Raw genomic sequence first — 21,246 nt, forward strand, 5'->3', positions numbered from 1 at the left:
CGTGCGCTTACCTGATCCTGACCTTCTTCTAATCGGCCGGATCTTTCGTTTTTGCAATTCCGCGGTATGTTATCGGCAGGACCGCGGCGGGATTCAGTAAAATGGTACGCGGTTGTGCATATTATGCTTTCTATTGTACGTTTTATGCCGGTTTTCATGCGGGCGTGTCGAAGGTACGATGAAATATAACTTGTTGGAGGATAATGTCATATGTTGCTTTCCTTTATCTTGGCACGCCGATTGCTGTTAGGATTGTCAGAAAGCCACAACTCCAAAGGAAGGGAGCTCTATCATGATGACGACGATTATGGAAACGCTGCGTTCGGATAAGGTACGGGGGAATATCGGGCACTTGCTGCATCTGCCGGCAGGCCGGGAATCCTCGGTGCTGGCCGAGCAGGAGAATTTTCGTTTGAAACTGGCCGAAAGCCCGGCCGAGGTCGAGGCGGCGCTGCGCCTCCGCTATCGGGTGTTCAAGGAGGAGCAGGGACGGCTGGCGAACTGCTGCGGGGGAATCGACCGCGACCGGTTCGACCGTTACTGCCGCCATCTGCTCGTGATCGACAAGGCGACGGAAAACGTGGTCGGCACCTACCGCGTGCTTTCCGGGGGCGGGGCGGCGTCGGCCGGAAACTTCTATTCGGAGGAAGAGTTTTCGATTCGGGGGCTTCAGGCGATCCGGCACGAGGTCTGCGAGGTCGGCCGTTCCTGCGTGGCGCCGGAGTTCCGCAGCGGGGCGGTGGTCGGTTTGCTCTGGAGCGGACTTGCCGCGCTGCGCCGCCGCCCGAAACCGTCGCGCTCTCTGCTGGTGCGGTATGCGCGGCGGAGACGGCCGGGAAGCAGCTGCGCGTTTCATTACCTGTTCGGCTGCGTGAGTCTTGAGGAGACCGACCAGGCGGCGGCGATGGCGCTTTACGAGTATTTCCGGCGGAACGGATTGCTGAGCGACCGATTGCAGGCGAAGCCGCGGGCCGGTTTCGAGCTCGACCCGGTTTCGGCGGAGGAGGTCGAACGACGGCTTGAAGAGACCGGCGGCGGAATAATCCGGACGCTGCCGCCGCTTTTCAAGGGGTACGTCAAGCTCGGAGCGAAGATCTGCGGCGCGCCGGCTTATGACCGGGAGTTCGGAACGATCGATTTTCTGATCCTGCTCGATATGCGTGATATACCGGAACGCTACGCGCGCCATTTCATGGCGTAACGCGGCTGTCCAGGCGTCAGGGCTGCCCTGCCGCTCTTCGGGGAGGGAGCGCGCAGGGCTGGGCCGGATGCAGCGCTGACGCGCCTTCAAAGTCCCCATTGCGAAACAAATTTCTGACGGATTCAACGGACTTGACGGATTTAACGGACGAATCGTTATTTTGGTCCTGTTTTACTGAATTTTGTCCGTTTTGTCCGTTGCCGCCTCATCACGCTATTCTTCATCTTCCCGGTTCCGATGTTCTAACCTGATTGTCATTTTGCCTGAATCCGGTTTTAACAATTGCGGGATATGTTATACGGCATACGGGAAAGAAGATGGTATGTTAATACCATCGGAATATTAACAATTCCTCTCTCGAAGGTGTGAGTACGGCGGAGTTGCACGGAACACCGGAGACGAGCACGACACACAGTGTCGGGCATGGTCTTTTGAGACGAGCCCGACACACAGTGTCGGGCATGGTCTTTTGAGACGAGCCCGACACACAGTGTCGGGCATGGTCTTTTGAGACGAGCCCGACACGCAGTGTCGGGCATGGTCTTTTGAGACGAGCACGACACACAGTGTCGGGCATGGTCTTTTGAGACGAGCCCGACACACAGTGTCGGGCATGGTCTCCTCAGAGAGCGGGGCCCCCGAAAAGTACCATCCGCCGCGCAAGCGCTGCGGATGACAAGCCCGACTTGTCCTCCGCAGCCTCGGCGAAGGAGGAAGGATGGCAACTGTTTGGGGAACATCAGGAGAAAGCATGATGAGAAGACATTTCACTCTGGTCGAATTATTGGTCGTGATTGCGATCATCGCGATTCTGGCGGGGATGCTGATGCCCGCGCTGGGGCGCGCCCGTTCCGCCGGGAGGAATACCGCCTGCATCAACAATGAGAAGCAGATCGGTGTTGCCATGGCGTTCTACGCCGACGACTATAACGACTATCAGATTCCGGGACGTTTTCTTTATACTCCCGCCACCGGGGGATGGGGCAACTGGACGAACGTGCTGGACCGGCTTTATACGCACAATCCGAAACTGTTCCGCTGCCCCGAGGAGCCGCAGTTCGCCTGGGATGAAAAGAACAACAAGGACGGCAAGGACACGAGTTACGGCATCGCCATCTGCACCTGGGGGTATGAGCCTTATACGAATCTCTCCGGCTGCAACTCCCAGGTCGGCAACGCGGTGAAGCGCGGCACGGTCCTGCAGGCCATGGCGAACTATCCGGGTTCGAATCCGTATGTGTTCGGGGACAGCGTGCCGAAAATGGTCAACGCCAACGGCGGCTGCCATCTCTGGACGCTCTCCGGCAATGTGGCGACGCAGTTCTGGTATCCGGCGCGCGGACCGGCCACTTACAGCTGGGGAATTCATGCGCTGCGCCACCCGAACCGCAGCGGAAACTTCGGATTTGTGGACGGCAGCGTCCGCACGCTGCGGTACGAGGATCTCGCCGGGAACCGGAACGTCTACGCGTCGCCCTATCAGGTCATGAGCGGCAAGGTGCTTTCCGGCTGGGCCTCGTTCTGAGCGGTACGGGAGAAAATCGCCATGTGGCTTTATCTGATTGTCAGTCTGACGGCGTTCGCCGGATTCCTGATCGGCCGCCGCAGCGAAAGGCCGGCCGGCCGGATCGCCGCCGGCGTCTGCTTCGCCGTGCTTCTGCTCAGCACCGTTTTCGGGCTCATGCGTTCCGAAGACCGCGATTTCGCCGCCAGGGAACGCGATTACTACGCTTCGCAGGCCGCCAGGATCGGGGTGGCACTCAAGGAGCGCAACGCTTCCGGACGGGTTACGCTCCTGGTTTTCGAGGAACTGAAGGAGACGGAAGAGGTCGAGGAGTTCCGGCGCGTTCTGGCCCGGTTCGGGGAGTGCGGCGATATTGCGATCCGCACCGTTGCGCTGGCTCATCCCGCGGCACTTACCGGGGCCGGCCGGCTTGATGCCGGCGAGTTTCGCCGTGTGCTGGAGGAGGCGGCGGATGACGCAGTCGTTTCGCTGGTCGGATTGCCCCGGGACCTTCGGGGCGTTCGCGAACTCCGGCGCGGCCGGGCGGAACGCATGCCGCTGATCGCGGTCTGCGATGACCCGGTTCCCCCGCGGGTGCTGAAGGAGAATCTGATCGATGCGGCGGTTCTGCCGAAGCGGAACGCATTTTTCAGCACCGAGCCGGTTTCCGATTATCTGAAAGCATTCGACGAACGTTATTATTATGCAAAGGCTTATTAAGATCAAATGAATTGCAGAACCGAAATCATCTGTTTGCTTCTGGCCGTCGTCTGGGCAGCCGTCAATCTCTCCGCCGCTTCCCTGGTGGAACTGCCGGTCGGCAGCGTCATCGCCTGCGAAGGCAGTTACGGGGACCATATTCAGGGAATGGCCACCGACGGGGAGGCGATCTACTGGTCGTTTGCATCGACGCTGGTCAAGACGGACCTGAACGGGAAAGTGTTGAAGAGCGTCCCGGTCCCATACCATTGCGGCGATCCGTGCTGGGCGGACGGGGCGCTCTATGTCCCGTACGGCGGCGGCTCGTGGAACCGGGAGATCGGGGATGCGGAGTCACGCAATTTCATCCGCGTTTACAATGCGGAGCTTGAGCTGACCGGCGAACACCATGTCCCGGAAGTCGTGTACGGCGCGGGCTGCATTGAATTCCGCAGCGGGAAGTTCTATGTCGGCGGCGGATTGCCGGACGGGAAGGGGGAGAATTACATTTACGAATACGATGCGAAGTTCCGCTTCGTAAAGCGGCATGTGATCCCGGTGTCGTCGCATCTCGGGGTGCAGACGATCAAATACGCGGCCGGCTCGTTCTGGCTCGGCTGCTACGGGAAACCGAATTTCTGCATCCGGACCGACGAGCAGTTCCGGATCAGGGAACGTTACGACTACGCCACCACGGTGGGAGTGATTCCGCTGGGCGGCACGGCAGACCGGGTGAAACTGCTGGTCGCCTGGCATATTTTCGATCCGCAGGCGAAGGGGAACCGGGCCAGGGCGGTCGTGCTGGAAGTGACGGACGGAGTGTTCCGGAAAAAATGACGGAACGGCGGAGCCGCCGCCGTCAAAGTCTGGTTTTGTCGCGGAGCTGCGAAATCGCTTCGACGGTTTCGAGGAAGCGGACCGAGGGGAGGGGACCGAAACAGTCGGTTTCCTCGTGTGTGCCGTCAATGCGGAAGAACATGTCCTCCGCGCCTTCGAACATCTCGATCCGCTTGAGTCCGTGGTCGGTCAGCGAGTAGGCTCCGGCTTCCGGGAAACCCTGCACGAGATCGTCCTTGCTGATGATGTCCATCGCCGCTTCGCGCTCGTCCCAGAAATAGACCTGAATCCGTTCGGCCACGCCGTCCTTGTATTCGGCCGCCGTGACCAGGACGGCCTCCTTCTTCATCAGTTCTTCGGCTTTCTGCGTCAGCTCCTTGACTCCCGGCATCGCTGTTACCTCCCGTTCCGCTGTTTTTACCGTATTCTGATAGTATAATTCCGGTCCGCACCGAAAGCAATGTTATTTTTCCGGAAAAATTGAAAAATCCCGCTTGCAATTTCCTAAAGCAGATTTATATTAGGTCTAGATAAAAAAATATCGATGTTTAAATATCGATATTAAGATATCAAAACTCGACAATGAAGTTTCCACGAGGATGGGAGGAACTGATCATGGCTGACAAGAAGAAAGAAGTGTTGGATCCCGAGCAGGCAAAGCTTCGGGAGGAGCAGGACCGCGAGATGCTCAATGCGCTGATCGCCCGCGTCAAGGCCGCGCAGGTCAGGTACGCGGAGTACACGCAGGAACAGGTCGACAGGATTTTCGCAGCGGCGGCGCTTGCCGCGAACAATGCGCGGATTCCGCTGGCGCAGATGGCGGTCGCCGAATCCGGTATGGGCGTGGTGGAAGACAAAGTGATCAAGAATCACTTCGCCTCCGAATACATCTACAATAAATACCGCGACATGAAAACCTGCGGCGTCATCGAGGAAAACGAGGCGATGGGCATCGCGAAGGTCGCGGAGCCGGTCGGCGTCATCGCCGGCATCGTTCCGACCACGAACCCGACCTCGACCGCGATCTTCAAGTCGCTGCTGGCGCTGAAGACCCGCAACGGCATCATTTTCAGCCCGCACCCGCGTGCCAAGAAGAGCACCATCGAGGCGGCCCGCATCGTGCTCGAGGCGGCCGTCAAGGCCGGTGCTCCGGAGGATATCATCGGCTGGATCGAGAATCCGACCGTTGCGCTCTCCGGCCACCTGATGAGCCATCCGGACATCAGCCTGATTCTCGCCACCGGCGGCCCCGGCATGGTCAAAGCGGCTTATTCGAGCGGTACTCCGGCGGTCGGTGTCGGCCCCGGCAACACCCCGGTCGTCATGGGTGAAACCTGCGACATCAAGATGGCTGTGAGCTCGGTCCTGCAGAGCAAGACCTTCGACAACGGCATGATCTGCGCCTCCGAGCAGTCGGTGACGGCGGTCGCGTCGATCTATGACGCGGTCAAGAAGGAGTTTGCCTACCGCGGCGCCCACATCCTCACCAGGGCAGAGGCGGAGAAGGTCGGCAACGTGATCCAGATCGACGGCAAGCTCAACCCGAAAATCGTCGGCCAGAGCGCCTACAGGATCGCCGAGATGGCCGGCGTCACCGTCCCCTCCGACACGAAGGTGCTGATTGCGGAGACCGACGGCGTCGGCCCGGATTACCCGTTCAGCCGCGAAAAGCTCTCCCCGGTGCTCGCCCTCTACAAGGCGAAGGACTTCGAGGCCGCCGTCGAGAATGCGAAGAAGCTGCTTGAGTACGGGGGGCTCGGCCATACCAGCGTGCTCTACACGAATTCCCAGAATTTCGACCGCGCGAAATATTACGGACATGTCATGATGTCCTCGCGCACGCTGGTCAACATGCCCTCCAGCCAGGGCGCGATCGGCGACATCTACAACTTCGCGCTGAATCCGTCGCTGACCCTCGGCTGCGGCAGCTGGGGCGGCAATTCGGTCAGCGAGAACGTCACGCCGGAACAGCTGCTGAACATCAAAACGATTGCGAAACGGAGAGAGAATATGCTGTGGGTCCGCATTCCGGAGAAGGTCTACTTCAAATACGGCTGTTTGCCGGTCGCGCTCGGCGACCTCGAAGGGCGCAAGCGCGCATTCATCGTGACGGACAAGTTCCTCTACTCGACCGGCATCCTCGCCGATCTGCTGCACAAGCTCGATTCGATGGGCATTGCGACCGAGGTGTTCGCGGACGTCGAGCCCGACCCGACCATTCAGCTGGCCCGCAAGGGGCTTGAGCGGATCAACTCGTTTCAGCCCGACGCGATCATCGCGGTCGGCGGCGGCAGCCCGATTGACGCGGCCAAGATCATGTGGCTCATGTATGAGCTGCCGGAGATCAGCTTCGAGGATGTCGCGATGCGGTTCATGGATATCCGCAAGCGCATCGTGAAGCTGCCGGAGCTCGGCAAGAAGGCGACGATGGTCGCGATCCCGACCACTTCCGGCACCGGTTCGGAAGTCACGCCGTTCGCGGTCATCACCGATGCCGACACCGGCAACAAGTACCCGCTCGCGGATTATGCGCTGACTCCGAAAATGGCGATCATCGATACGCAGCTCGTCATGAAGATGCCGAAGCGGCTGACCGCGTACAGCGGCATCGACGCCCTGACCCACGCCCTTGAGGCGCGCGTCTCGGTCATGGCCAGCGACTATACGAACTCCCTTGCGAACGAAGCGGCCAAGCTCGTCTTCGAATACCTGCCGCGCTGCTTCAACAACGGCGCGATGGATGAGGAGGCGCGCGAGCATATGCACAACGCCTCGACCATGGCCGGCATGGCGTTCGCGAACGCGTTCCTCGGCGTCTGCCACTCGATGGCGCACAAGCTCGGCGGCATGTACCACATTCCGCACGGCCTTGCGAACGCGATGCTGATCTGCGAGGTGATCCGCTTCAATGCGACCGACGTTCCGACCAAGCAGGGGACCTTCCCGCAGTACAAGTATCCGAATGCGAAGGCCGCTTATGCGAATATCGCGACCTACTGCGGCTTCGGCGGCAGGTCCGACGACGAGAAGGTCGAAAAGCTGATCGCCGCGATCGAGAAGCTGAAGGCCGAGCTCGAAATTCCGAAGAGCATCAAGGAGTACGGCATCGACGAGGCGACCTTCCTCGCGCAGCTCGACGAACTCGCCCTCAAGGCGTTCGACGACCAGTGCACCGGCGCGAATCCGCGCTATCCGCTGGTCTCCGAGCTCAAGGAGATTCTGCTGAAGGTCTACTACGGCGAAGAGTACGCCGGCCGGCGGGCCGAGCTTCCCGGTGAAAAACCGGCGGCAATGTAATTCCCATCCGGGCGGATGCGGAGGGGCGGCGCCCCTTTGTGTCCGCCTTTTTTCTTTCTTCATTCATTTATCCCCATTTTTTCTGACGGGACCCTTGAAATTCGCTCCGGAAAACTGTACATTGACTACGATATTTGCGAATTGAAACCAGGGCGGGAAAATGGCGAAATCTAAAATTGTGATCTGTCTCGGAAGTTCCTGTTTTGCACGCGGCAACGAAGAGAACATCAAGGTCGTGGAGAATTACCTCTCCGCGAACTCCTATCAGGACGATGTCGACGTCGAACTCTCCGGAACGCTCTGCCAGGGGCGTTGCGCCGACGGTCCGAATGTGATTATCGACGGCGAGTTTTACAGCAAGGTGGATCCCGGCGTGATGCTCGATCTGCTGAAACGGCTGCTGCCGCCCCGGGCCTGACAGGAACGGTCTGCGGTTTTCCCGCGCAACCCAGCATGGAGAAAATTGAAATGAATCTGCATTTCCCGGTGTTCACCACCGAAAACATATGTCACGACTGTTACAAGTGCATCCGCCATTGCCCGTGCAAGGCAATCCGCATCGTCGACGGCCGCGCCGGAGTCATTCAGGAGCTCTGCGTGGCCTGCGGCATGTGCGTGAAGGTCTGCCCGGCCCACGCGAAGAAGATCCGTCCCGACCTGGCGCGTGCGCGTTATCTGCTCGGCAGCGGGAAAAAGGTCTATGCATCGCTGGCGCCGTCGTTCGTGAGCTTCTTCAAGCAGTACGAGCCGGGAGCGCTTGTTGCGGCGCTGAAGCGTCTCGGTTTTGCCGGCGTCAGCGAGACCGCGCTCGGCGCGCAGGCGGTCAGCGCCGAGACCGGCGCGTTTCTCGCGCAGGCGAAGCCCGGCATCTACCTTTCGAGCGCCTGTCCGGCGGTCGTGGATTATGTGAAGAAATATGCGCCGGCCTATGTCGGCAACATCACGTCGGTGCTTTCGCCGCTCCTGTCGCATGCAAGGCTGCTGCGCAGGGAGTTCGGCGACGATATCGGCATCGTGTTCTTCGGCCCCTGCGCCGCGAAGAAGAACGAGGCGGACCGGCACGCCGATCTGCTCGACCTGGCGCTGACTTTCGACGATCTCGCCGAATGGCTCTCCGCCGAGAACATCGATCCGGCCCGGATCAACGCCGCTGATTACGCGAAAATGGTTCCCGAAACCGCGCGGGAAGGGAAGATCTATGCTGTCGAAGGCGGTATGAACGACACGCTGCGCGACCCGAAGGGCGGTGATATCCGCTATCACGCCGTCTCCGGGCTGCACAATCTGGCCCGGCTGCTGAAGGACCCGCCGGAAAAGATCGATACCGGCAGCTGCAAGCTTTTCATCGAGTGTCTCGCCTGTTCCGGCGGCTGCGTGAACGGCCCGGTGATGCCGCAGAACGATGCCGGCACCCTGTCGTCGATCGTCCAGGTGGCCCGCGGTTATGACGGGACGAACAGTCTTGCGCGCACGGTCGACGTTCCGATCGACGAACGGATCATCGCCGAACCGCAGACCGATCCGGAGGTGACCGAGGAGGACATCAAGAACGCCCTCGCTTCTGTCGGGAAATTCACTCCTGCGGATGAGTTGAACTGCGGCGGCTGCGGCTACTTCAGCTGCCGCGATTTCGCGAAAGCGCTGCTGGCCAACAAGGCCGAGGTCGGCATGTGCGTGTCGCACCTGCGGCAGCTCGCGCAGAAGAAGAGCAACGCGCTGATCCGCTATATTCCGGCCGGCGTCGTGATCGTCGACCGCCACATGAAGATCGTCGAATGCAACCGCCGTTTTGCGGAGCTGTTCGACGAGGATACGGTGCTCGCCTACGATTCGTGCGGCGGGCTGACCGGCGCGGAGCTCGGCGCGTTCGCCGATTTCAGCGACCTCGTGGCGGCGGCGCTGATTTCCGGCGGCGAGGTCGAGCGGCACAACCAGGTGTGCGGCGACAAGATTCTGAACATCAGCGTATTCTGCATCGCGCAGAACCAGAGCGTCGGCGCGATCATTCAGGACGTGACGAGCCTCGAGCTCCATCGCGAACAGGTTTCGGAGAAGGCGCGCAAGGTGATCCAGAAGAACATCATCACCTGCCAGAAGATCGCCCGCGACCTCGGCGAACATATGGCCGAGACCGAAATCCTGCTGCGCGAGGTCGCCGGCAGTTACACCGAAATCAAGAAGTGAGCCGAAGATGTCGAACGATGTATTTGTCGAAATGGAGTGCAGCCAGCTCTTTCACGACGGGGAGGAGGTCTGCGGCGACGATTTTCTGTTCGAGCGGCTCGAGGCGGAGAACCGGCACCTCGCCGTGCTCTCCGACGGGCTCGGCAGCGGGATCAAGGCGAATCTGCTCGCATCGATGACCACGACGATGGCGATGAAGTTCATCCGCTCCGACATGGATGTCCTGCAGTCGGCCGAGATCATCATGGATACGCTGCCGGTCTGCGAGATCCGCAAGATCAGCTACGCGACCTTCACGGTTTTCGACCTTCAGATCGGAGGGAAATCCCGTATTATCGAGATGGACAATCCGCCGTTCATCCACCTGCGCAACAACAAGGATCTTCAGGTCAAGCGCCAGAGCATGGTCTCCGAGCGCTGGCCGGACCGGCGGGTGCAGCTGGCCGAGCTTTACGCGATCACCGGCGACCGGCTCATCGCGTTTTCGGACGGGGTGACGCAGGCCGGCCTCGGGCAGCCCGGCTATAAATTCGGCTGGCGGCGCGAGGGGTGCCTCGCCTTTATCCAGCAGAAGGTTGCGGAGTGCCCGGATATTTCGGCGCGCGATCTGTCGCAGGCGGTCGTCGCCGCCGCGCGAATGCGCAACAAGGACAACCGCTGCATCGACGACATCAGCTGCATGGTCATCTACCTGCGGCAGCCGCGGCGGCTGCGGCTGCTGACCGGGCCGCCGTTCCGTCCGGAGTCCGACGCGGCTTACGCTTCGCTGGTGAAGAACTTCGACGGCAAGTGCATTCTCTGCGGCGGCACGACGGCCAACATCGTGTCGCGCGAGCTCAAGCGCCCGGTTGAGGTCGATATGAAGCTGATGCTGAAGGCCGGTTCGCTGCCGCCGCCGGCCAGACTCGAAGGAGTGGACCTCGTGACGGAGGGCATTCTCACGCTGACTGATGTGGCGCAGCGGCTCGAATCGGGGTCGGCGCTCTCCGGCAACGTGCCGCTGGCGGCTCGGCAGATGATCGAGCTTTTCCGCCAGAGCGACGAAATCGAGTTCGTGGTCGGCACGAAGGTCAACGAAGCGCACCAGGACCCGAGCCTGCCCGTGGACCTCGAAATCCGCCGCAACATCGTCAAGCGGCTCAAGACGGTGCTTGAAAGCAAATATCGGAAACGCGTACTATTGCGATTTTTTTAGAAAGGAAAATGCAGCATGGCGAATAAGATCAAAGTGGAGATCTGTCTCGGAACCACCTGTTATGTTCTCGGGTCGTTCCGGCTTTCGGCGCTGGAAGAGCAGTTGCCGCCCGAATTCAAAGACCGGGTGGAAGTGGTGGGCTGTGCCTGCCTCGACGTCTGCCACGACCGCAACTACGGCAACGCCCCGTTTGTCCGGATCGATGAAAAGCGCATCGTCGACAATGCGACGATCGAAAAGGTCATCGACATTCTTCGCGAAGAGTATTTCGCGGGAGGTGCTGAATGAATAATGCCGAGAGGACGCGCCGTCAGCTCATGATCCGTTTCGTTCAGGACTTCTATGACGGGACATTGGAGCAGAACATCGACCGGATTCCGGTTGAAATGCGTCCGCGCGATTACGAGCCGAACCGCTGCTGCATCTACAAGGACCGCGCCATGCTGAAATACCGGCTGATGGCGCTGATGGGGTTCGGCATGGAGGAAGAGACCGATGAGACGCGCCAGCTGAAGGAGTATCTGGTCGACGCGAAGGCCGGGAACAACAATACCGATCCGGTGCTTACGGTCTGCTCCGTCGGCTGCCACGGCTGCGTCGACAGCCATGTGCAGGTTTCGAACAGCTGCGTCGGCTGCTTTGCGCGGCCGTGCGTCGGCGCCTGCCCGAAGCAGGCGATTTCCGTTGTGAAGGGCCGCTCGACCATCGACCGGACCAAGTGCATCAACTGCGGCAAGTGCATGACGGTCTGCCCGTACCATGCGATCATCCGCAACCCGCTGCCGTGCGAGGACGCCTGTCCGGTCGGCGCGATCGGGAAGGGGGAGGACGGCCTTGTCCGGATCGACTTCGACCGCTGCATCTATTGCGGCAAATGCTTCCGCTCCTGTCCGTTCAGCGCGATTATGGAGCGTTCGCAGCTGACCGGCATTCTCGAAGCGATGAAGGAGGGGAAAAAGGTTATTGCGATGGTCGCGCCGTCGATCACCGACCAGTTCCCCGGCACCATCGAGCAGTTGTTCAAGGCGCTCAAGATCGCCGGCTTTTCGGATATCATGGAGGTCGCGCTCGGCGCTGAGCTGACCACCGAGCACGAGGCAGAGGAGTTCTTTGAACGCATGGGCAAGGGCGACAAGCTCATGACCAGCAGCTGCTGTCCGGCCTGGGTCGAGGCGGCGAAGCGGCATGTTCCCGAGATCCTGCCGTTCGTCTCCTCCACGCCGAGCCCGATGGCTTATGCCGGGCAGCTGACCGCGAAAGAGCATCCGGATGCGGTCAAGGTGTTCATCGGCCCCTGTATTGCGAAGCGGCGCGAGGCGCAGCAGGACCCGAATGTCGATTTCGTCATGACCTTCGAGGAGCTCGGCGCGCTGCTGGCGGCGCTGGAGATCGACGTGATTTCGCTTGAAGCTCCGCCGCTCGAGTGTCCGGCCGCGAGTTACGCGCGGAACTTTGCGAAGAGCTGCGGAGTTTCGCAGGCGATTCTGCAGGAGATCGGCAAGGAGGGGGACAACGGGACGCGCCCGAAGATCGACGAGAAGTTCATCAACGGTCTCGACCGCAAGTCCGTCAATCTGCTGAAGCTCTACGCCAAGGGAAAACTGCCCGGCAATTTCGTCGAAGTCATGGCGTGCGCCGGCGGCTGTGTCGGCGGCCCATGCTCGCTCGCCCGCTGAGCGCCGGCGGGGAGATACGAAAAAGGAGGCTGTTTCCGCCTCCTTTTTTTTTTTATCTCCTTCCGGCGGACCGGCGCGCTTCAGATGTAGTCGGAGATATAGGCTTTCTCCTTCGGGATCAGATTATTCAGCAACTTCAGCGTCTCCTCGTCGGTTTTGAGCCGTCCCATCTTCTGCAGGTAGGAGGGGCTCTTGTAGCTGAGCAGCAGCGCCGTCAGTGTGCCGATATCGAGTTCGACCGGGCGGACGGACTCCTCCGGGAGCAGCTCGACCGCTCCATTTTCCGCAAGGCGGATGGAGAAGGTGCGGTTGTTCCACTCGAGGAACGGGTCATGCACCCGGAACGTGAGTTCCTCGCCGCCCCGGCAGTTGGCAAACCGGTATTGTTCGAGAAACTGGGCCACATCCACGATCCGTCCCATGATGTAGGGGCGGATCGTTTCGCGGATGTCGCTGTCCTCGAGCCAGAAGGCGATGGATTCGTTGGAGTAGTTGTTGCCCACAACTTCATCGACCATGGACTCATGGGCGCTGATGTATTTCCACAGCCCTTTCCAGGCGTCGATGTCGAGATAAATCATTTCCTTGATGTGCATGATGTTGTCTTTCAGCAGATACACCATGTATCCGGTCGGGGTGTCGTGATCGTCGTAGTAGAGGGCGACGGTGGTGTCGTCCACATCCCAGCGCCAGTACTCCTCCCACGCCAGGTCGTTGCGCAGCAGGCAGCCGTGAGTCTGCGCGGCGAAGATGTTGTGCAGCCGTTTGAGGTCGGGATTGTTCTCCTCCACCCGGCGCACATAGCCGCCGATGCTGATTTTGCGCGGCAGCTGGTTGTCCTTGATCCGGAAGGACATCTTGTCGGAGATGATCTCCCAGCCCCGGTGCCGGTAGAGCGGAATGGAGAACGGGTAGAGGATCGCCAGACACTCGCCGAGTTCGCGCATCTCTTCAAGGCTGCGCCGCATCAGCCGCGACATCAGTCCGAGCCCGGTATACTCCGGATAGGTCGCCACGCTGGTGATGAAGCCGATCCGGCAGATATGGCCGAAGATATTCATCTTCAGGGGATATACCGCGAATTGCGAGGCCAGGTGCCCGTGGTCGAACCAGCCGATCACCCGGGCTTTCTCCAGCACCGGCCTTTTCGACTGCCGGATGTCCTCGTTCTCCCAACCGTAGTCGAGCAGTTGTTTCTCCGTGACCTGAAATGCGTAGCGCAGCAGATCGTTATATTGTTCCAGATCCTGCTCCGCCATCAATTTTCTGATTTGCATGTCGTCCGCCATGATATGCCTCCTCATTGCGTATATGGGGTTATTTGGAAATAACGGCACGCCCTCCGGGGCGTGATTCGATTGTTATGAAATTCAGTATCCGCTCCGGCGACGCCTCTTCCCGCGGCCGGAAACCGTATCAGACAAAGGTGATCCGCACCTCCTTCATGTAACGGTTGCGCAGCGCCTCCGCCAGGCGCTTGACGATGTTGCGCCGAAGCTCGAGGTCGACCGGCAGATTCGGGTCCTGGTGCGCTTCGTTGATCCGGGTGCCGACCAGAAAATCGATGATGTCGTTCCGGCGCATGAGTTCGACGAGCTGTCCGGCCGGGTCGTTCCTGCCGTGTTCGCCGTTTTCGAGATAGGTCGCGGCGCGTGAAAGCGTGAAGATGCCCTCCGTCACGAGGTCGGCACCCGCCATCTTCGACATCGGCGGCAGGTCGCTCGTAATCGTGTCGAGCACGAGTTCGAGCGGCGTGCCGAGCTCGCGGGAGATGATTTCGGCCGAAGTTCCGCCGCAGATGACCTTGGTTCCCGCGAAGTCGCGGAACAGCCCGGCGCACTCCGCATCGCGCGCCTGGTCGAACGGGGGGCCGGTGAACAGCAGCATGCGGTGCGGTTTGCGGAAATAGAGGCAGGCCGCCGTGATGTCGTCCGCCGGCCGCAGCCCCGGTTCATGGGCAATCGCTTCGCGGAGGATCCGTTCGGTGAGCTCCTGAGCCGAGATATCCGGCGAGGCGGCCAGCTGCGCCTTCACATAGTCGCTGACGCCGGAGTTGCGCCAGCCGAGCGGAAAGCGAGGACTGCCGAGCCCCGCCTGCGTGACTCCGTCCGAGAAGAAGAGCACCCGGTCGTTCGGCTGGGCCTGGAAGGTGTAGGCGGTCATCGTCCGGTCCTGATATTTGGGGGACGCGAATTCGTCGCCTTTGACCGGCAGTTCGTCGCCGCCGCGGAACAGCAGGAACTCCGGATTGCCCATCTCGACCACGCGGGTGATCCCGCCGAGCCGGGTGTCGACGATCGTGAAGGTCGCGTAGCTGATCTGGCGCACCCGGCAGACCGGCAGCGAATCCATGATGATTTCGGCGGAGTGGACGATTTCACGGTCTTCCGCGCTGAATCGCAGCGCCATCGTGGTCGTCATCAGGGCAAGGATGTTGGCCTTGAGCCCGTGGCCGAGTCCGTCGGCCAGCACGGCGAGCAGCCGCTCCTCGGCCGGAATGCGTTTGAAGGCGACCGCGTCGCCGCACGCTTTCTCGTCGTAGTGGCAGCACTGGCTGTAACCGGTGTCGATGAACAGATTCTCGGTGGCGAGATTCATTTTCTGCCGGACTGGGGTCGGACTCATTTTTCCTGCTCCGGATCTTTGGGGTCGCTCATGAGATCCCGGTCGTCGGCATAGTCGTCGGCGATCGAACGGAGCAGCAGCTCGGTGTCGGCCATCTGTTCGCCGAGACGGCAGGCGATCTCCTGCACGGTTGCGATGTTGCGGTCGATGACCTCGCGGGCGCGGGCGGCGATCTGTTCGCGCCTGAGTTCGGTCTTGGTCACGTCGAAAACCACGCCGCCGATGACTTCGCCGGGGTCGATGTTGAAGATGTTCACGCTGAACAGCCGTTTGCCGACCTTCAGCGAGTCGCGCCGGATGTCGCGGCCGCTCTGGAGCGACGATTCGAAGAGGTTGGCGAACGGGACGATCCGGGTCAGGTCCGCGCCGGCCATGCCGGGACAGGCGTCGAACGCATCGAGGATCTCTTCGCCGAAAAGCTTTGCGAAGTTCCGGTTGCACTCGATGATCTGCATCTTCTTGTCGACGATCACGGCGCCGGAGGACATGCTGCGCAGCAGGGCGTTCGCTTTTTTCTGCGCCTGCTTTTTCAGGTACGACACGCACATCGACGGCTCCGCATGCCCGGCGATGAGCGCCTGCGCGAAGTTCCGGCACGTGTCGTAGCCGCATCCGTCGCAGTTCAATTCGTCCTCGGGGGTGGTCTTGCCGATGCTGCGGAGCGCGGCCTGCACGTCGGCGGCGCCCGGCGCGGGGGCCGGAACCGCATCTTCCGGGAATGCTGCCGCGATCTCTCCGGCGGTCTCCCGCCGTTTCGGCGCCGCGGGGTAACGGGTCTTGCCGAGCACCCGGAGCCGTTCGAGCAGTCCCGGCGAATCGTGTTCCGTGCAGGGGCCGTGAACGCAGCCGCCGGGGCAGGCGAGGGTTTCGATGAAGATGATTTCGTCTTCCGGAATGTCATCCAGTCCGTCGAGCGCGAGCTTCAGGTTGTCCAGCCCGGTCAGCGTGAAATAGTGTACGCGCTTGTTTCTGCTCTGGAACTGGATCGTGTCGTTCATGCCGCCTTCGACCGGATACTGTGCGCCTTCCTCGGCCGTTTCGGGAATGAAGCGGTCGTCCTCCTCCGGAGTCAGCCGCTCCGGCTCGATCTTGTTTTCGCGCAGCAGCTGTTTGAGTTCAGGGTAGGTGATGGCCAGATTCAGCAGCGCCGGATTGCGGTCCGCCTCGTTCTTCTTGCTGATGCACGGCCCGACGAAGACCACCCGGATGTCGTTCCCGAAGGTGTCGCGCAGCAGCCGGCAGTGGGCCATGAGCGGCGAACCGACCGGCGTGATGTTCGACGCGAGGCGCGGAATGTATTTGCGGATATAGTCGACCGCGGTCGGGCAGGCGGAGGAGAGCAGCAGCCCGGGTTTGCCGCCGTCAAGCTCCCCGGCGACCTGCGCCGAGACGAGCTGGGCGCCGAGCGCGGTTTCGCTGACTCCGGCAAAACCGAGAAGCTTCAGCGCCCGGATCAGCTGACCCGGCGTGACGTTCTTGAATTCGCTGACCCACGAGGGGGCGAGCGAGGCGTAGACCGGTGCCGGTTCCGCGAGCAGCCGCTTCAGCCGCCCGGTGTCGTTGCGGACCTGCTTGGCCTTGACCGGGCAGACCTCGACGCATTTGCCGCAGGCGACGCAGAGTTCCGGCAGGACGGCCGCATGGCCGTCGCGCACGCGGATCGCCTTGACCGGACAGTGGCGGACGCACTTGTAGCAGTCCTGACATTCGGCTTCGATGGTGTAGACGGGGTAGGTGTGATTCATGGCGCATCCTTCCTCAGCTTGGAATCGAGCAGGTCGATCAGGGTTTCGGAGTCGACCTGCTCGAATGCTTCGCCGTCGATCGAGAGGTTCGGGCCGGAACGGCATCTGCCGACGCAGCCGCGGCCGTTGAGCGCGCAGTCGATCTTGTATCTGGCGAGATACTCCTCGATGATTTTCAGATTGCGCTTGTTGCCGCGCGCGAAACAGGAGCTGCCCATGCAGATGGTGATCGTGTGTTTCATTGCTTATCCTCCCCGCAGCCGTCGATTTCGCGCAGTCTCCGGGCCAGTTTGACCGACAGCACCGCGAAATCACCGGCGAGATTGACCTTCTGCCGGATGATATCCTCCGGCAGCAGCAGTGTGTGCCCGGTGAAATTCCAGATGGCGAGAATTCCGGCCTCGACCATCTTTTCGGCGACCTCCTGGGCGGCATCGTCCGGCACGCAGAGAATCGCCATGCGGATCTGAAGCCGCCGCGTCAGGTGCGGAAATTCAGCGAAGTCGAAGACCGGCACATCGTGAACGAGCGTATCTTTCGGAACCGGTCCCTTGTCGAAGGCCGCGATGATTTTGAGCCCGTAGTCCGCGAAGCCGCGGTAGCCGAGCAGCGCCGTGCCGAGGTGGCCGGTACCGACCAGGAACGCTTCGGAGGCGTTTTTCCAGCCGAGAAAGCTCTCGAGCGCGTCGATGAGCGGTTCGACCTGATAACCGACGCCGGGCGAACCGGCGGCTCCGATCATCTCGAGGTCTTTGCGCACGCTGATCGCGTCGATCCGGAGCGCGCGGGCCAGGACCGGGCTCGTGGCGTGCAGCCGGCCGGCGGCCTGCAGCTTCTTGAGTTCGCGCAGGTAGGCCGGGAGGCGCTTGAGAGCGGGAATGCTGAAAACCTGGGGTTTGGCCATATCGTTCTCCATATTTATATCAAGATAACCGCCCCGCGCCCGGTTGTCAAGTCCCGTCGCCGGATTTTTTGCAAGACCGCCGGGAATGGCGTCAGCTCCCGCGCAGGTCGCGGCTGCGGGCGGCGAGTCCGCAGTATTCGCAGTAGCGGTCGAAGAGCGCGCCGGCGGCCGGATACATGCTGTTCGGGCTCATGAAGTGCGAAAACTCGAAGGTGATCCCTTCGCTGATTCCGGCGGCTTCGGCGGATTCGAGCTTCCAGAGAAATTTTTCCCACTTGATCGGCGGGAAACGCCACGGCATGTCGCGGTCGAAGCTCTCGATGTTGCTCCAGCAGCGGATATGGTTCGCATCGGCGAGTTCGCGGGTGACGGTCAGGTATTCGGCGAGCTCGGGATAGTCGACGTGGCCGTCCTGGAACGCGGTGATGTCGACCGCGCCGGCGATGTCGCGGAAGATCCGGCCCCAGTGTTCGGCGTGAAGCTCCGGCGTCAGCCGCAGCGCGTTCGGGTCGCAGGTCGCGGCGGCGGCCTTGACGCCGGCGAAATACGGGGAGATCAGCGTCGGCTTGTTGCCGGAGACCTTCTTGGCGTGGCTGCCGAGGGTCTGGAACAGTTCGATCGTGCCGGGCTCGTTCGAGCAGACCTCATGCGTCAGATACCAGCCGGCGAACGCCTTGCGGTGACCGTACCTGGCCTGCAGCTCGTCGATGACGTCGAGGTTGATCCTGATTTCATCGAGGTACTGCTCCCGGCTCCAGTCGATGCAGTTGCCGGGGTTGCAGTGCCAGGTGCCGGCGAAGAATTCGAAGCCGTGTTTTTCGGAGAGTTCGAGGAAGAGGTCCACAAGGTCGATCGGGGGCCGGTGCTTGACGCCGCGGCGCGGAATCACCTCCGACGGGTAGGCCATGAAATATCCGCTGGCGCAGCGGATCAGCACGACCCGGCGGATGCCCATCGCTTTCATGGCGGCAAAATCGCGGTCCCACTCGTCGCGTCCCCAGTTGTGATGCGGGATGTCGAACGAAATTTCATCGAGGAACGTTGCGGTGATTCTCATGATCGGTCCTTTCTTCCGGCTGTTGATTCCGCGTGTTGCTGTAAAGTATAGCAGAGGATCGTGCGAAAGGCAAATTGTCTACTCTGTATTTCTTGTGTTTTTTTATGATAAAAGCATATAATATGTATAGAATGTATATAGACAATTTGATTTGCATTTTGTATTGCAGTACGAAGCGTGTCCGGTTCGGAAAAGGGTGGGTTTCCGGGGATTTGTCTGTTTTTTATGAAAAAAATGCTCTTTTTTATCGAATTGCTATTGACATTTTGCTTTGAAATGTCCATAATATATACAAACGAAATAACCCGATAAGAGATAGACAATATGGAAACACCGGTATACAAAAGACTCGGCGAGACCATCCGCCGGCGGATCAACGAGGGCGTGTATCCGCTCGGCAGCCAGCTGCCGACCGAACTTGAGATGGTCAACGAATTCAACGTCAGCCGCATGACCGTCAGCAAGGGGCTGACCGAACTCATCGAGGCGGGGATCATCAAGCGCATCCGCGGCAAGGGAACCTTCGTCTGCAGCCAGAAATTCGAGGCGATCGACAGCAAAAGCGAAATTCCGGTCATCAAGTGCATCCTGCCGGGGGCGATCTACGAGCAGTCGTTTGCAAGCAACGCCCTGCTTCAGGGGGTCTGCGCCGAACTCAAGAACACCCCCTATCAGACCGGCATCGCCTTCTGCGGCAATGAGGATGAAATTCTCGCCGAGCTCGGCAAGGCCGAATCCGACAACTGCGCCGGCTACATCCTCTGGCCGCGGGAGTCGAAGCGCTTCTGCGAGGCGGTCGGCAAACTTCAGGCGGCCGGTTTCCCGCTGATTCTGCTTGACAGCTTCTTTCCCGAATATCAGGGCGAATTCATCGGCACCGACAACTTCGCGGGGGCCGAAACCGCGGTCGACTGCCTCGTCGCGCACGGACACCGCCGCATCGGCTACCTGACGCTGACGCCGGACCGCAGCAGCCTGGCGGAACGGCTCGCCGGATTCATCGCCGCTTCGACCCGGCACTGCCTGACTTTCGACCCGCGGCTGGTCGAGGTCATCCCGAACGATCCGCAGCTGCCGACGGAGAAGATTCCGGCGCACCGGAGCGAATTTTTGCGGGAAGCTTTCAAGCGGATGCTCGCCCTGCCGGAGGCGGAGCGGCCGACTGCGCTCTTTACGAGCCACGACTTCATCGCCATCGAACTGTTCCGGATCGCCGCCGAGACGGGCGTGAAGATTCCCGGGCAGCTTTCGCTGATCGGATTCGACAACATCGACTGCTCCGGCTGGCTGCCGGTTCCGCTGACCACCGTCGCGCATGACTTCGCCGGAATGGGCAGGCTCGCGGCGCGGCTGATGGTCTCCGGCTTCGGCCGGAACCGGGAACTGCCGCCTCTTCCCGAAGGGACGGCACCCCGCTACCGCGTCCGCCCGACCCTGATTGAGCGGAAGTCGGTGCGAACTCTTTCGCAGCCCTGAAAACATTGGCGCGCCCCGGTGAAGGTGATTGGCCACACATTCCCTCCGGCGCGTTTCACCGTAAAACAACACTCTGAATGATTGAACTTGAAAGGATTGCAACATGTTTGAAAGAACCGGACATTTCACCCCCCGCTTCACGTTGATCGAATTGCTGGTCGTCATTGCGATCATCGCGATTCTGGCCTCGATGCTGCTGCCCGCGCTGAACCGCGCCCGGGCAGCGGCCAAACAATCCAACTGCACCGGCAATTTGAAGCAGATGGCGACCGCCCAGCTGATGTATGCGGATGCCGACAGGGGAAACCGCATTCCCTATGCGAATGCCTATGATTCGGAGATGGAGGCCAACCTGAGCTGGATTCGGCTGCTGATCGAGGGCGGGTATATCCCGAACAAGATGTTTGCATGTCCTTCTGATTCTTTTCGGGAGAAGCATCAGTATATGATTCTTGACGAAGTCGTTGCTGTTTCCTATGCGGAAAATGCGTATCTCTGCAGTAACAACCACTCTGAAAAGCTTCCGCTCAAGAAGATTGTGAAGCCCGGCATCACGTTTCTGGTCGGTGACGCGAATTACTCCCTGGCCAGCGGATACAACGCGGAAGAGCGCAGTGTGATCGCCAATGCGAACACCTTGAATAAATGTGAGAAAAGCTCCATCATCCAGCCGGCGCTTTCTCCGCATGGCGGCCGCAGCGTGATCGGCTTTGCCGATGGCCATGTCGGCGCCCTCGTGCAGTCGAAAATCATGCAGGTCAACAATAACGACGAGCTGATCTTTTCGGAAAAGTGGGGCTGGTAAGCTCTGTCGCCGCGCCTCCGTCCGGTTTCCGGGAGGAGGGC

Annotated in this window: 19 protein-coding genes; 12 read left to right on the forward strand and 7 right to left on the reverse strand. The window is 60.6% G+C overall.

The window, feature by feature from the left end:
- Window positions 1-292: 292 nt before the first annotated feature.
- The 4 genes from FYJ85_RS10380 (at window position 293) to FYJ85_RS10395 (ending at window position 4,241) form a co-directional block, all read left to right on the forward strand.
- Entirely contained in the window at window positions 293-1,201 is a 909-nt protein-coding gene (locus FYJ85_RS10380) for a GNAT family N-acetyltransferase (protein ID WP_154418357.1), read from the forward strand.
- Between the two features lie 751 nt (window positions 1,202-1,952).
- Window positions 1,953-2,726 carry a type II secretion system protein gene (locus tag FYJ85_RS23100; RefSeq protein WP_158704347.1) on the forward strand — a complete coding sequence of 258 codons (774 nt, stop codon included), beginning with the start codon at window positions 1,953-1,955 and terminating at the stop codon, window positions 2,724-2,726.
- Between the two features lie 21 nt (window positions 2,727-2,747).
- On the forward strand, window positions 2,748-3,425 hold the full coding sequence (locus FYJ85_RS10390) for a hypothetical protein (protein WP_154418358.1): 678 nt from the start codon (window positions 2,748-2,750) through the stop codon (window positions 3,423-3,425).
- Between the two features lie 6 nt (window positions 3,426-3,431).
- Window positions 3,432-4,241 (forward strand): hypothetical protein, encoded by an 810-nt coding sequence (locus FYJ85_RS10395; protein ID WP_154418359.1) that lies wholly within the window; start codon window positions 3,432-3,434, stop codon window positions 4,239-4,241.
- A 22-nt stretch (window positions 4,242-4,263) separates the two neighbouring features.
- Here FYJ85_RS10395 and FYJ85_RS10400 read toward each other — a convergent pair whose 3' ends face one another.
- Window positions 4,264-4,632 carry a hypothetical protein gene (locus FYJ85_RS10400; protein WP_106055405.1) on the reverse strand — a complete coding sequence of 123 codons (369 nt, stop codon included), beginning with the start codon at window positions 4,630-4,632 and terminating at the stop codon, window positions 4,264-4,266.
- Window positions 4,633-4,856: 224 nt separating this feature from the next.
- Here FYJ85_RS10400 and adhE point away from each other — a divergent pair, with 224 nt between their 5' ends.
- From adhE to FYJ85_RS10430, 6 genes are all read left to right on the forward strand, one after another.
- The gene (gene adhE / locus FYJ85_RS10405) at window positions 4,857-7,538 is read left to right on the forward strand and encodes a bifunctional acetaldehyde-CoA/alcohol dehydrogenase (RefSeq protein WP_154418360.1); all 2,682 of its coding nucleotides are present in this window, start codon (window positions 4,857-4,859) and stop codon (window positions 7,536-7,538) included.
- A gap of 160 nt (window positions 7,539-7,698) precedes the next feature.
- A complete protein-coding gene (locus FYJ85_RS10410; protein ID WP_106055407.1) occupies window positions 7,699-7,956 on the forward strand; it encodes a (2Fe-2S) ferredoxin domain-containing protein in 258 nt (85 codons plus the stop codon).
- Window positions 7,957-8,006: 50 nt separating this feature from the next.
- The gene (locus tag FYJ85_RS10415) at window positions 8,007-9,722 is read left to right on the forward strand and encodes a [Fe-Fe] hydrogenase large subunit C-terminal domain-containing protein (protein ID WP_206213100.1); all 1,716 of its coding nucleotides are present in this window, start codon (window positions 8,007-8,009) and stop codon (window positions 9,720-9,722) included.
- 7 nt (window positions 9,723-9,729) lie between these two features.
- A complete protein-coding gene (locus FYJ85_RS10420; RefSeq protein WP_154418362.1) occupies window positions 9,730-10,917 on the forward strand; it encodes a SpoIIE family protein phosphatase in 1,188 nt (395 codons plus the stop codon).
- Between the two features lie 15 nt (window positions 10,918-10,932).
- On the forward strand, window positions 10,933-11,205 hold the full coding sequence (locus FYJ85_RS10425) for a (2Fe-2S) ferredoxin domain-containing protein (protein ID WP_106055410.1): 273 nt from the start codon (window positions 10,933-10,935) through the stop codon (window positions 11,203-11,205).
- Window positions 11,202-12,593, forward strand: coding sequence for a monomeric [FeFe] hydrogenase (locus tag FYJ85_RS10430; RefSeq protein ID WP_154418364.1), 1,392 nt, complete (start codon window positions 11,202-11,204; stop codon window positions 12,591-12,593). Before FYJ85_RS10425 ends, FYJ85_RS10430 begins: the two co-directional genes overlap by 4 nt.
- A gap of 80 nt (window positions 12,594-12,673) precedes the next feature.
- Here the strand turns inward: FYJ85_RS10430 and FYJ85_RS10435 are convergent, their stop codons facing one another.
- The 6 genes from FYJ85_RS10435 to FYJ85_RS10460 all read right to left on the reverse strand — a co-directional run bounded on the left by FYJ85_RS10435 (window position 12,674) and on the right by FYJ85_RS10460 (window position 18,924).
- Complete coding sequence (locus FYJ85_RS10435; RefSeq protein ID WP_206213101.1) at window positions 12,674-13,882, reverse strand: GNAT family N-acetyltransferase; 1,209 nt, start codon at window positions 13,880-13,882, stop codon at window positions 12,674-12,676.
- A 127-nt stretch (window positions 13,883-14,009) separates the two neighbouring features.
- Window positions 14,010-15,218 (reverse strand): SpoIIE family protein phosphatase, encoded by a 1,209-nt coding sequence (locus tag FYJ85_RS10440; protein WP_206213102.1) that lies wholly within the window; start codon window positions 15,216-15,218, stop codon window positions 14,010-14,012.
- Complete coding sequence (locus FYJ85_RS10445) at window positions 15,215-16,963, reverse strand: [Fe-Fe] hydrogenase large subunit C-terminal domain-containing protein (RefSeq protein ID WP_154418366.1); 1,749 nt, start codon at window positions 16,961-16,963, stop codon at window positions 15,215-15,217. The genes FYJ85_RS10440 and FYJ85_RS10445 overlap by 4 nt, the downstream gene beginning before the upstream one ends.
- Window positions 16,960-17,205, reverse strand: a complete 246-nt coding sequence (locus FYJ85_RS10450) for a (2Fe-2S) ferredoxin domain-containing protein (RefSeq protein WP_106055415.1) — start codon at window positions 17,203-17,205, stop codon at window positions 16,960-16,962. Before FYJ85_RS10450 ends, FYJ85_RS10445 begins: the two co-directional genes overlap by 4 nt.
- Window positions 17,202-17,867, reverse strand: coding sequence for a redox-sensing transcriptional repressor Rex (locus FYJ85_RS10455; RefSeq protein ID WP_158704349.1), 666 nt, complete (start codon window positions 17,865-17,867; stop codon window positions 17,202-17,204). The genes FYJ85_RS10450 and FYJ85_RS10455 overlap by 4 nt, the downstream gene beginning before the upstream one ends.
- Before the next feature lie 91 nt (window positions 17,868-17,958).
- Window positions 17,959-18,924 carry a DUF4434 domain-containing protein gene (locus FYJ85_RS10460; RefSeq protein WP_154418368.1) on the reverse strand — a complete coding sequence of 322 codons (966 nt, stop codon included), beginning with the start codon at window positions 18,922-18,924 and terminating at the stop codon, window positions 17,959-17,961.
- Between the two features lie 324 nt (window positions 18,925-19,248).
- Here FYJ85_RS10460 and FYJ85_RS10465 point away from each other — a divergent pair, with 324 nt between their 5' ends.
- On the forward strand, window positions 19,249-20,400 hold the full coding sequence (locus FYJ85_RS10465; protein WP_154418371.1) for a GntR family transcriptional regulator: 1,152 nt from the start codon (window positions 19,249-19,251) through the stop codon (window positions 20,398-20,400).
- Between the two features lie 103 nt (window positions 20,401-20,503).
- Entirely contained in the window at window positions 20,504-21,205 is a 702-nt protein-coding gene (locus FYJ85_RS23105; protein WP_206213103.1) for a type II secretion system protein, read from the forward strand.
- The last annotated feature ends 41 nt before the right edge of the window (window positions 21,206-21,246 follow it).

The sequence above is a fragment of the Victivallis lenta genome (assembly GCF_009695545.1).
Lineage (GTDB): Bacteria > Verrucomicrobiota > Lentisphaeria > Victivallales > Victivallaceae > Victivallis > Victivallis lenta.